The 10672-nt window shown below is 46.1% G+C and carries 12 protein-coding genes; 8 read left to right on the top strand and 4 right to left on the bottom strand.

Translation table 11 applies throughout. The annotated features are described in order from the left end of the window. Positions 1 to 30 precede the first annotated feature (30 nt). The 5 genes from accA (at position 31) to ELS82_RS15465 (ending at position 4125) form a co-directional block, all read left to right on the top strand. A complete protein-coding gene (accA, locus tag ELS82_RS15485; RefSeq protein ID WP_134836276.1) occupies positions 31 to 990 on the top strand; it encodes an acetyl-CoA carboxylase carboxyl transferase subunit alpha in 960 nt (319 codons plus the stop codon). Positions 991 to 1084: 94 nt separating this feature from the next. Beyond that, positions 1085 to 2392 (top strand): tRNA lysidine(34) synthetase TilS, encoded by a 1308-nt coding sequence (gene tilS / locus ELS82_RS15480; RefSeq protein ID WP_134836275.1) that lies wholly within the window; start codon positions 1085 to 1087, stop codon positions 2390 to 2392. A gap of 62 nt (positions 2393 to 2454) precedes the next feature. Beyond that, complete coding sequence (locus ELS82_RS15475; protein ID WP_134836274.1) at positions 2455 to 2769, top strand: c-type cytochrome; 315 nt, start codon at positions 2455 to 2457, stop codon at positions 2767 to 2769. 112 nt (positions 2770 to 2881) lie between these two features. Further along, the gene (gene glnB, locus ELS82_RS15470) at positions 2882 to 3220 is read left to right on the top strand and encodes a nitrogen regulatory protein P-II (RefSeq protein WP_004744805.1); all 339 of its coding nucleotides are present in this window, start codon (positions 2882 to 2884) and stop codon (positions 3218 to 3220) included. A 47-nt stretch (positions 3221 to 3267) separates the two neighbouring features. After that, positions 3268 to 4125, top strand: a complete 858-nt coding sequence (locus ELS82_RS15465; protein WP_134836273.1) for an endonuclease/exonuclease/phosphatase family protein — start codon at positions 3268 to 3270, stop codon at positions 4123 to 4125. Here the strand turns inward: ELS82_RS15465 and ELS82_RS15460 are convergent. From ELS82_RS15460 to gloB, 3 genes are all read right to left on the bottom strand, one after another. Beyond that, a complete protein-coding gene (locus ELS82_RS15460; RefSeq protein WP_134836272.1) occupies positions 4105 to 4791 on the bottom strand; it encodes a YIP1 family protein in 687 nt (228 codons plus the stop codon). The two genes, ELS82_RS15465 and ELS82_RS15460, sit on opposite strands and share 21 nt — an antisense overlap. After that, positions 4788 to 6353, bottom strand: coding sequence for a LysM peptidoglycan-binding domain-containing protein (locus ELS82_RS15455; RefSeq protein WP_134836271.1), 1566 nt, complete (start codon positions 6351 to 6353; stop codon positions 4788 to 4790). Before ELS82_RS15455 ends, ELS82_RS15460 begins: the two co-directional genes overlap by 4 nt. Before the next feature lie 70 nt (positions 6354 to 6423). Beyond that, positions 6424 to 7182 (bottom strand): hydroxyacylglutathione hydrolase, encoded by a 759-nt coding sequence (gene gloB, locus ELS82_RS15450; RefSeq protein ID WP_134836270.1) that lies wholly within the window; start codon positions 7180 to 7182, stop codon positions 6424 to 6426. 33 nt (positions 7183 to 7215) lie between these two features. Here gloB and ELS82_RS15445 point away from each other — a divergent pair, with 33 nt between their 5' ends. Then, complete coding sequence (locus tag ELS82_RS15445) at positions 7216 to 7953, top strand: class I SAM-dependent methyltransferase (protein ID WP_134836269.1); 738 nt, start codon at positions 7216 to 7218, stop codon at positions 7951 to 7953. Here ELS82_RS15445 and rnhA read toward each other — a convergent pair. Next, entirely contained in the window at positions 7950 to 8414 is a 465-nt protein-coding gene (gene rnhA, locus ELS82_RS15440; RefSeq protein WP_134836268.1) for a ribonuclease HI, read from the bottom strand. The genes ELS82_RS15445 and rnhA overlap by 4 nt on opposite strands. Positions 8415 to 8470: 56 nt before the next feature. On the opposite strand from rnhA, the gene dnaQ reads away from it, so the two are divergent. Next, positions 8471 to 9208, top strand: a complete 738-nt coding sequence (gene dnaQ / locus ELS82_RS15435; protein WP_134836267.1) for a DNA polymerase III subunit epsilon — start codon at positions 8471 to 8473, stop codon at positions 9206 to 9208. Positions 9209 to 9216: 8 nt separating this feature from the next. Next, the gene (locus ELS82_RS15430; protein ID WP_134836266.1) at positions 9217 to 10467 is read left to right on the top strand and encodes a TIGR03503 family protein; all 1251 of its coding nucleotides are present in this window, start codon (positions 9217 to 9219) and stop codon (positions 10465 to 10467) included. Positions 10468 to 10672: the final 205 nt, after the last annotated feature.

The following is a 10672-nucleotide window of genomic DNA, read 5'->3' as shown; positions in this document are numbered from 1 at the left end:
AACGGCGACCGAATAATAAAGGATCTATAGATGAGCCTGAACTTTTTAGAATTTGAAAAGCCAATCGCAGAGCTAGAAGCAAAAATTGAAGCACTTCGTGACGTATCTCGTCATGGTGGTGAAGCGGGTGTTGATCTTGAGAAAGAGATTGAGCAGCTAGAAAAGAAAAGCCTAGAACTTAAAAAGAAAACGTTCAGTGACCTTGGTGCATGGGAAACAGCTCAACTAGCTCGTCACCCACAGCGCCCTTACACGCTAGATTACATCGAGCACGTATTTACTGAGTTTGATGAAATGGCGGGTGACCGTCACTACGCTGACGACAAAGCGATTGTTGGTGGTATGGCTCGTCTAAATGGCCGTCCAGTGATGATCATTGGTCACCAGAAAGGTCGTGAGACAAAAGAAAAAGTAAAACGTAACTTTGGTATGCCAAAGCCAGAAGGTTACCGTAAAGCGCTACGTCTAATGCAAACGGCAGAGCGTTTTAACATGCCAGTGATCACTTTTATCGATACTGCAGGTGCATACCCAGGTGTTGGTGCTGAAGAGCGTGGTCAATCAGAGGCAATCGCAACTAACCTTAAAGTGATGGCTGGCCTAAAAGTGCCTGTAATCTGTAACGTTGTTGGTGAAGGCGGTTCTGGTGGTGCTCTAGCTATTGGTGTGGGTGACTACGTGAACATGCTTCAGTACTCAACTTACTCGGTAATCTCTCCAGAAGGTTGTGCATCAATCCTATGGCGTGATTCAGATAAAGCGCCACAAGCAGCAGAAGCGATGGGCCTAATTGCTCCACGCCTAAAAGAGCTTGAGCTTATCGATGAAATTATCGAAGAGCCGCTAGGTGGCGCACACCGTGATCACCTGACAATGGCTCAAAACATGAAGGCAACACTGTCTCGTCAACTTGAAGAGCTAGAGCAGTTTGATAACGATACTCTACTAGAGCGTCGTTACCAGCGCCTAATGAGCTACGGTTACTGTTAATCGCTACGTGTATCATAGAAAGGCTGAACTTAGGTTCAGCCTTTTTTATTGCTAGTGATAAAATAACCCTATAACTCTCAACATAAAGACAGTGATGAAGCTTAAATCAACGTTTTACGCAGCGATTGACCAATATTATCAACCAAACACACGCATTGTGCTTGGCTTGAGTGGTGGGCTGGACTCACGTGTGATGCTTGAGCTGCTGGTTCAATACGCTCAGCAACATAACGTGGAGTGTTTAGCGGTACATGTTCATCATGGCTTGAGTGACAATGCTGACCAATGGGCTAAGCAGTGTCAGGTGTGGTGCCAATCATTAAATGTGCCTTTATTTATCGAAAGAGTGAGTTTAGATGTTGAGGGGCGGAGCGTTGAAGAGAGTGCGCGCGAAGCTCGTTATAACGCATTGAGTAAGCACCTCAAGTGCGGCGACTTATTACTAACGGGTCAGCATGCAGATGATCAGTTAGAGACGTTTTTGCTAGCCCTCAAACGGGGTAGCGGCCCTAAAGGTTTAGCTTCTATGGCTGTGATCATGCCTTTCGAAAAGGCGCAAATTGTAAGGCCACTTTTATCCGCGACTCGCCAAGAGATAGAAGAGTTTGCTCAAAGTTTAGAGCTCGAGTGGGTTGAAGATGAGAGCAATCAAGATCAGCGCTTTGAGCGTAACTTCATTCGCCATAACCTCACGCCTAGCATGAGAGAGCGTTGGCCACACATCCATCAGTCGGTGTTGCGCAGTGCAGAGCTGTGTGCAGAGCAAGAGCAATTACTTGATGAATTGATGGCAGAAAAGCTGTCTGTCGCGATGCACTCAGACGGCAGCTTAGATATTGCCACGTTAGCGGCGATTAGTGAGTTGGCCAGAACACGCCTGCTGAGGATGTGGTTAGAAGCTCTTGGTCTGCGTATGCCTAGTCGAGTACAGCTTGATAAGTTATGGCAGGAAGTAGCCCTTGCTCAGCAAGATGCTAACCCTCAACTGATGTTGGTCGATGGGCAGATTCGACGCTTCGCACATAAGTTATACGTTGTTCAAGCATGGCAAAGTCTTGAACATTGGCAGTGCGCATTACAGTTTGAACAAGTTTGTCAGTTGCCAGATGAGTTAGGTCAATTAGCACTGGTTTCATCACCGAATGGGAAACTATCACAGCAAGCATTAGCCCAAGCACCATTACAGGTGCTATTTAACCCGGAAGGACTTTCTGCCCATCCGGCAGAACGGGGTCATAGTCGAAAGCTGAAAAAATTATTTCAAGAGTATGGTATCCCAAGCTGGCTGAGACGTAGAACCCCTATAGTCATATGTGGTGAGCGGGTTGTTGCGGTCGGAGATTTATTTATTGATCGTCACTTTATAGGCCAAGACTGTGAAATCATCTGGGACAAGCTTTAGTTGTTTCTGTAAAATTGTATACATAAAAACGTACAACTATCATGGAATTATAAGGAAGAGCAATGAAAAAACTCGCTATTGGATTGGTTATTGGTATGGGGCTACTTAGTGGCCAAGCGTTAGCGGCCGGTGATGTTGCTGCTGGTAAAGCGAAAGCGGCGGTTTGTGCTGCTTGTCATGGCGCTGACGGCATCGCAATGATCCCAGGTTACCCAAACCTGAAAGGTCAAAACGAGCAATACCTTGTTTCTTCGATCAACGCATACAAAAACAAAGAGCGTAACGGTGGCATGGCGGCAGTTATGCAAGCTCAAGCTTCAATGTTAAATGACGCTGATATTGCGAACCTAGCGGCTTACTACGCAAGCTTGAAATAATAGTCATTCGGTTTAGATAAAACAATCGAGCCCGAGCATTCAACGCTCGGGCTTTTTATTACCCAGTTATCATGGGATAATGGCGAAAGTTACAATAGTTTAAGGGATGAACATGAAAAAGATCGAAGCCATTATTAAGCCGTTCAAGCTTGATGATGTACGTGAAGCGTTAGCTGAAGTTGGTATTACTGGCATGACAGTGTCTGAAGTAAAAGGTTTTGGCCGTCAAAAAGGTCACACAGAGCTGTATCGTGGTGCCGAATACATGGTGGACTTCCTGCCTAAAGTAAAGCTAGAAATTGTTGTGACTGATGATGTGGCTGATCAATGTGTTGATACCATCATTGAAACTGCGCAGACAGGTAAAATTGGTGATGGAAAAATCTTTATCACTGATGTTGAGCGTATCGTACGAATTCGTACAGGCGAAGAAGACGAAGACGCAATCTAATACATTAAAAAGAGCCGTAAGGCTCTTTTTTGTTTTTGGCGAACAATATGAAAAAAGCTTCCTTAATTCTGCTGCCTTTAGTACTCGCGAGTGCTACCTTTATCGGCTATAAATCGATATTTCAGCTATCGGATAGTGCGCAACTGACATCGCTAGATGGTGACCAAGTAGAGTTATCATTGCAATGCTACCAAAACCCAAATGCGGCGGTGGTTGATCAATCTGGCGAAATAAATCTCTTAGTTTGGAATGTTTATAAGCAGAATCGCGACAATTGGCAGCAAAGTTTGCAGCAGTTCTCTGCTAACAAGCAATTAGTACTGCTGCAGGAAGCTAGCATGACCGAAGAGCTACGTGAATGGATCTTGGCGGCTAAATGGTTTGGTAGTCAGGTTGATGCGTTTAAAGCGTTTGATACCACTGCGGGAGTGCTGAACCTTTCATTGAGTGCGCCTGCTAAAGCGTGTGCGTATACCGAGCTTGAACCGTGGCTAAGATTGCCTAAATCCGCCTTGTATGCATTGTATCCGCTGTCTAATGGTCAGCAACTAGCAGTCGTTAACATCCACGCGGTGAACTTTACCTATGGCACAGTGGAATATCAGCGTCAGTTAGACGTGCTGGTGGCTGAGCTAAAGAAACACCAAGGACCAGTGATTGTGGCAGGCGACTTTAATAGTTGGAGTGAAGAGCGTTTGACGGTGATGCACCAAGCTCTGAAATCTGTAGGGCTGCAAGAGGCGACGTATTTGCCGGATCATCGCACCCAGTTTATTACCGGGTTACCACTGGATCATGTTTTCTTCCGTGGCCTTGGGCTAGAAGCAGCAGAGGCGCCCGAATCGGACGCCTCTGATCATAACCCTATTTTGGTCCGCTTCCGATTAGAAAATCAGGATGTATAGCGCCCAAATCAAGTAGTAACCAACCCATGGTAGCGCGGAAATCGCAAGGGCTTGGCCGCGCTCAAACTCAGTCCAAGTACCGATGGCTGCATAGCCTAGAGCGATGTACCAAGGCAGTAATAGCGGGAACGAGCTAGCAAACTGAGACCAGTCATTGGTCAGTGGCAGTTTTAGTAAGCCATTCAAGCTATTGAGGTCAGCGGCATACACCATCACCTGACCATGCTTAAGTAGCACGCTGACATAACTTGCCAAATCACCAATGATCGCTGGGAAGGTGATGACGGCGCCAGCAGCGAACCATTTCCAAAAGCCATGTTGATGTTGGCTCGGTTTCGTCGCGAGGTTAAACCAAAATGCCAGCATAAGGATTGTCAGTGTACGCCCTGCAATATCACTGATGATCTCACTGGCCATCAGCGTATTAGGATCTAATAGCTCTAGCTGCTTTGGATTCGTCTCGGCCAACTGCGCCGCCAAACCTTCTCTTAGCCATTCAAAGTTGACCAAGTCAAAGTAAGACCCCCAGAACAAAAATGGCGATAGAATTAAGAAAACATAAGGCTGCCAACCCCAAGCACCACGTTGGTATAGGGCTAAGAAACATGCGCTCGGTGATCGAAAAATATCGACCAGCATAACAAGTGGGTTGCTTGACGGATTCATACGCTCACCTTAGTTACATCCACGTAGAGCTTAAGCTTCTGTCCCGGTTTGAGGTACTTCTGCTTGTTTAAGCCATTCCATTTAACAATGTCGTTCGACTTCACTTTAAACTTACTCGCAATGCCGCTGATAGTGTCACCACTGCGTACGTTGTAGAATACGGTGCGAATGATGGCGCCATCGGAGCTGTTCTTCCAAATCACAAGCTTTTGACCAACGCGAAGTGTATCGCGCGGGCCCATGCCGTTCCACTTAGCCAGGGATTGGTGGGACACCTTATTCTCTTTTGCAATCGACCATAAGCTATCACCTGAGCTCACCGTGTGCGTCAGTTTGTACTGACCGCGGTTCTTTGATTGCGTTTTCGCTAGGCGATTAGAGGCACTCAGTGCGTACGCTTTGTCATCTTTGGTCGAAGTAGGAATCAGTAAGTGCTGACCAACACGAATATTGTTATTGGTCATGTTGTTCGCCGTACGAATCACGCTTGAAGTCGTATTGTACTTCTGCGCCAATACACTCACGCTATCGCCAGATTTGACTTTGTAACGTACGACTTTCATGCCCTTACCACGGTTATCGCTTACCGCTTTATTGAATTTAGCGATATTGGCCGTTGGCAGAAGCAATTGATGCGGGCCTTCTGGCGCGGTGGCCCACTGATTATAGGCGGGGTTCAAGCTTTGTAGCTCTTTCACTGAGATACCCGCATATTGGGCTGCAATCGCAAGATCGAGCTGCTCTTTCGGGTCTACCAGCTTAACCACTGGCTTGTTAGCAATCGGTGGAATGGTTAATCCATATTTCTCTTGATTGGCAACAATATCAGCCAGCGCGAGTAGCTTTGGTACATATCCGCTGGTCTCTTTTGGTAGGTCTAAAGAGAAGAAGTCAGTAGGTTTACCTAAATTATTGTTCTTGCGGATTGCACGTGAAACACGGCCGCCACCACTGTTGTAGGCAGCAATTGCGTGTGTCCACTCACCATCAAAACGTTTATTGAGGTAGGTTAGGTAGTCTAGTGCGGCGTCGGTTGAGGCAGGCACGTCGCGGCGGCCGTCATACCAAAAGTTTTGCTCTAGGCCTTGTTGCTTACCTGTAGCAGGGACAAATTGCCATAAGCCTGCCGCGCTACCGTGTGAATAAGCAAAGGCATCAAATGAGCTTTCTACAATAGGAAGTAGAGCCAACTCTAGAGGTAAGTCGCGCTGTTCAATCTTTTCAGTAATTAGGTACAAGAAAGGTTCTGCACGCTTAGATACTGTTTTCAAATGGTTGGGATGTTTTAGGTACCAAGTGCGGTAGTAGTCGACCAATTTATGATCTGGAATAGGCATCTCTAGCTGCATCGCAATGCGTTGCCATACATCTTCTTGAGATTGAGGAGTTACCACAGGTTGTGGTTTTGCTACCGGCTTTGCGGGTTGAGCGGTTAACTCAGTTTGCTTGCTTGGTGTTGGATTATTGGTTCCCGGAGAGACGGCTTCACCGGAATCTGTTGGCTGGGTAAGTTGACAGCCAGATAATACTAGCGCGAATACCCAGCTGTGTTTAACTCGCATTTCACAGCCCTTTTTATCTTTGGCTGCTGATAATACTTGTCACAATTAGTCAGTGACAAGCTGCAAATCGTTAAAATTCGTTCTTCCACTCACGTAATGCAGTAAAAATTGACAAAGAGTCTGTCTCAGAGGTGCGATTTGCGACCGAACGCATGACGGTTGGCTGATCGGTGCGAAGGAACGGGTTGATCCATTTTTCACGACGGATGCTACTCGGTAACGTAGGTTTGTTCTGCGCGCGTAGGCGATTCACTTCATCACGATACTGCTGCAGTTGTTCGTTGTCTGGCTCTACGGCAAGTGCAAAGGCAACATTGCTTGCTGTGTACTCATGGGCGCAGAACACTTGAGTCTCTTCAGGCAGGGCAACTAATTTGCTCAGTGAAGTGTGCATTTGCTCCATTGTCCCTTCAAACACACGACCACACCCTGCAGAAAACAGTACATCGCCACAAAACAACTTACTATCACCAACGTAGCCAATATGTCCCAGTGTATGACCTTCGAGTCCTAAGACGAAGAAAACTTCATCAAACAGCTCAATTTGGTCACCTGCTTCAACCGCGTGAGTTAGTGTGGGAACAGGTTCATTAGCTGGGCCGACAACATCGACATTAGGGAATTGTCTGACTAATTCAGCAATGCCGCCAATATGGTCGTGATGGTGGTGGGTGATAAGAATTGCTTCTAAACTCAGGTCGTGCTGAGCAAGATAATCAAGTACAGGCTTTGCATCTCCCGGATCGACAACAGCACAACGGCGATCGCTATTTTCAATTAGCCAGATGTAATTATCATTAAATGCAGGTATGCTTTTGATATTCAACATAGTTGTGTCTCCCAAGAGTGAAGCAGGTTAGATATGAAACCAGCACGTAGCGCTAAAAAGCTTGAAAAACCTCATTCATGGTCTCAGCTAAAAAATGGTCAATGGGTCAGTGACTCCATTCAAACCCGCGTTGATGAATGGTGCCCTAAATTATTTGGGTATCACTTACTCAAGTTGGGTGGTTTGAGCTGCGAGTTAACCAGCTTCAACTGTAACATTCAACATCAAGTTCAGTTAGATATCCAGAACCCTTTGCATAATGTGATTGCAGATGGTTACGATTTGCCCTTTTTAGAGAAAAGTTTTGATGCTGTCTTGATGGCGCATCAGCTTGATTACTGTAATGACCCTCACCGCATGCTGCGTGAAGTTGACCGAGTCATGATCGACGATGGTTATCTGATTATTACTGGTTTTAACCCGATCAGTCTTACTGGCTTGGGGAGCTTAATGCCATGGCGGCGGAATAACTTGCCTTGGAGTGGCCGCATGTTTACCCCTAATCGAATTAAAGATTGGCTAGGGCTGCTGAACTACCAAGTGGTTGAGTGTGATAGCTATGCGTTGTTTCCAATGCAAAAGTATCGAACGATGTGGACTTGGCTTGAAAACAGTTTAGGTGACTGGGCAGCACCGATGGGCAGCTTGTACTTTATTGTCGCGCGTAAACGTACCTATCCATTGAAACCGATTAAACCGCACTGGAAGCTAAAACGAAAATTGACGCCCGTCAGCGTCAATTATAAGGTTTCGAACAAGCAGCAGCACTAGTTAGGAACGTAGCCGGTATCTTCTTCGGTTGGGTTCTCTGCTGCCGCGCGTGCAAGCTCGTCACACATTTCGTTTTCACGATGGCCCGCATGACCTTTTACCCAGCGCCAATCTACCGTGTGGCGCTCAGTTTCTTGGTCAAGCGCTTTCCAAAGGTCGGCATTTTTAACCGGCTTTTTATCAGCAGTTTTCCAACCACGTTTTTTCCAGTTATGTATCCATTGAGTGATGCCTTGACGAACATATTGGCTATCAGTGGTAAGAATGACATCGCAAGGTTCTTTCAATGCTTGCAGTGCTACGATGGTTGCCAGCATTTCCATACGGTTGTTAGTCGTTAAGGTATAGCCTTTAGCAAGGGTCTTTTCTGTCTGTTTATAGCGTAATACGACGCCATAGCCACCTGGACCAGGATTACCTAAACAAGAACCATCAGTGAAAATTTCCACTTGTTTCGTCATGATTTGATACTATTGGGTTAAGCACATTATTGGCATAGTCTGACACACATATTGTTATGAATACCAGCAACAATTCTAAGCAGCATCGTATCGTCGTTCTCGATACGGAAACCACCGGTATGAACCAAGAGGGTGGTCCACATTATCAAGGTCACCGCATTATTGAAATCGGTGCGGTTGAGATCATTAACCGTAAGCTGACTGGGCGTCATTTCCACGTTTATATCAAGCCGGATCGTGATATTCAGCCCGAGGCGATCGGGGTTCACGGTATTACCGATGAATTTCTTGTAGATAAGCCAGAGTACCAAGACGTTCATAAAGAGTTTTTGGAGTTCATTAAAGATTCAGAGCTGGTGGCTCACAACGCCTCGTTCGATACTGGCTTTATGGATCACGAATTTTCGATGCTCGATCCAACCATCGGTAAAACGGACGACTATTGTAAGGTGACCGATACGCTGGCGATGGCGAAGAAGATCTTCCCAGGCAAGCGAAATAACCTCGACGTGCTCTGTGATCGTTATGGCATTGATAACTCGCACCGTACTCTTCACGGCGCTTTGCTCGATGCGGAGATCCTAGCTGACGTCTACCTGTTAATGACTGGTGGTCAAACATCGTTGCAGTTTAATGCGGGTAGTTCAAATGATGACGGTGGGGAAGCGATAAAACGTGCCGCCAGTGGACGAAAAGCGCTAAAGGTTCTACGTGCAACGGCCGATGAAATAGATGCCCATAATAAAAGATTAGATATCGTCGAGAAAAACGGAAGTTGTCTCTGGCGTCAGTAGGAGAAAGGATGTTGAGGATTTGGATTGCCATTGTAGGTCTTGTGTTTAGCGCGTTAAGCTACTCAGCTGAAGAATCCTCAATGAGCTTGTTAGATAACCGTTTTCGAGTTGATCCGTCGATTAAGCAGATCACTTTTGTTATCTATCGAGCGAAAAGCTCGCAACCTGTGGTTTTAGTTCGCCCAGATGGTAAAAAATATTACGCTTGGCGCTCTCCTGATAATGTCCGTTGGTATCAAGAATCATCCATGGACATTATTTCGATTGATAGCCCGATGCCAGGGCCTTGGCAAGCTATCGGCAAGGTAACGCCTAAAAACAAAATTAAGCTTATCTCTCACTTAGAGCTCTCTACCGATAAGATGCCGAATCGTCTTTTCTTAGGTGAGTCGATTAAGTTTAATGCGCGCCTCACCTCCGACGGGCAGCCACTTGTGCTGCGAGATTTCCTCGACCGAGTTAAACTGAAGGTGACGTTTACCAAGTTTATTGAGAATGAAAAAACCTTAGTCAAAGAAGCGCGACCAATTCCTGAAGTGATTGGTGAATTTGCTGATGATGGGCGCGGTTTAGATGAAGTCGCGGGAGACGGTATTTTCACCGTGTTATTGCCAGTTACGAGCGAGCCGGGTAAATATCGTGTGCGTATTACTTCAGGAAATGGCGTCTTTTTACGCGCTCAGGAGCAAGAAGTCTTAGTCTATCCTCAGCCACTGCAATCGACCTTTATTCAGTCTCGTGTTGCTGGTACCCCGCATAAAGTTGTGATCAATGGTGAGCAGGGTATGATTCAGCTAGGCTCGATTTCTGCGCACATTGAGCATATTAGCCCTGATGGCGGTAAAGTAACGGTACAAGGCAGCGCTGAAGCGGAAAGTAACAAGGTGGAATTAGAAATTCCCAACAGTGACAACAATGGTCATTACTCTTGGTCAGGTAAAGCCTTTGCTACCGAAATGGGTTCAGAGCGACCACTTATGTTTGACATTACCGAACATACTTACAGTGTGGTTGAAGAGGTCGACTTAGCGGAAACACGCCGTTTACAAGAGCTTGAAAGAATCCAGCAGCAGAAAATGCTCGAAGAGATGCAGCTACTACAAATGCGTGAAGAGAAGAAAACACGCACCATGATTATTATTGGCGTGGGTAACTTTGTCGTACTGATTCTTGGTCTGGTTGTTTGGTTTGTGATGGGCAAGCTGAGAGCGAAGAAACAAGCGATACCAGAGATGCAGTTAGAGATGCCGAAGAAATAACGCATTTCACTGACTTTGTAAGCATTAAAAAGGGCTGCCATTGGCCTGTCTCTTGAACACAAGTCTAGTGAATCAAGAGACTTAGCCAGTTCATACCCTTCAAGGATGGTTTGTAGCCTAAACCATCCTTGCCATAACGTCTTTATAGAAGCGCGATCCGTTCGCTTAGTATTCTTCCAGCCACCTAATCGTGCAATGCCTCTGT

Origin of the sequence: Vibrio ouci (genome assembly GCF_004551525.1) — a bacterium.
Lineage (GTDB): Bacteria > Pseudomonadota > Gammaproteobacteria > Enterobacterales > Vibrionaceae > Vibrio > Vibrio ouci.
The sequence above is the reverse complement of the archived record's forward strand: the minus strand, read 5'-3'. Positions and strand labels throughout refer to the sequence as shown.

Bases quoted from the DNA above. Each gene is read 5' to 3' on its own strand.
- accA (WP_134836276.1), top strand. From the start codon at position 31: ATGAGCCTGAACTTTTTAGAATTTGAAAAGCCAATCGCAGAGCTAGAA.
- tilS (WP_134836275.1), top strand. From the start codon at position 1,085: ATGAAGCTTAAATCAACGTTTTACGCAGCGATTGACCAATATTATCAA.
- ELS82_RS15475 (WP_134836274.1), top strand. From the start codon at position 2,455: ATGAAAAAACTCGCTATTGGATTGGTTATTGGTATGGGGCTACTTAGT.
- glnB (WP_004744805.1), top strand. From the start codon at position 2,882: ATGAAAAAGATCGAAGCCATTATTAAGCCGTTCAAGCTTGATGATGTA.
- ELS82_RS15465 (WP_134836273.1), top strand. From the start codon at position 3,268: ATGAAAAAAGCTTCCTTAATTCTGCTGCCTTTAGTACTCGCGAGTGCT.
- ELS82_RS15460 (WP_134836272.1), bottom strand. From the start codon at position 4,791: ATGAATCCGTCAAGCAACCCACTTGTTATGCTGGTCGATATTTTTCGA.
- ELS82_RS15455 (WP_134836271.1), bottom strand. From the start codon at position 6,353: ATGCGAGTTAAACACAGCTGGGTATTCGCGCTAGTATTATCTGGCTGT.
- gloB (WP_134836270.1), bottom strand. From the start codon at position 7,182: ATGTTGAATATCAAAAGCATACCTGCATTTAATGATAATTACATCTGG.
- ELS82_RS15445 (WP_134836269.1), top strand. From the start codon at position 7,216: ATGAAACCAGCACGTAGCGCTAAAAAGCTTGAAAAACCTCATTCATGG.
- rnhA (WP_134836268.1), bottom strand. From the start codon at position 8,414: ATGACGAAACAAGTGGAAATTTTCACTGATGGTTCTTGTTTAGGTAAT.
- dnaQ (WP_134836267.1), top strand. From the start codon at position 8,471: ATGAATACCAGCAACAATTCTAAGCAGCATCGTATCGTCGTTCTCGAT.
- ELS82_RS15430 (WP_134836266.1), top strand. From the start codon at position 9,217: ATGTTGAGGATTTGGATTGCCATTGTAGGTCTTGTGTTTAGCGCGTTA.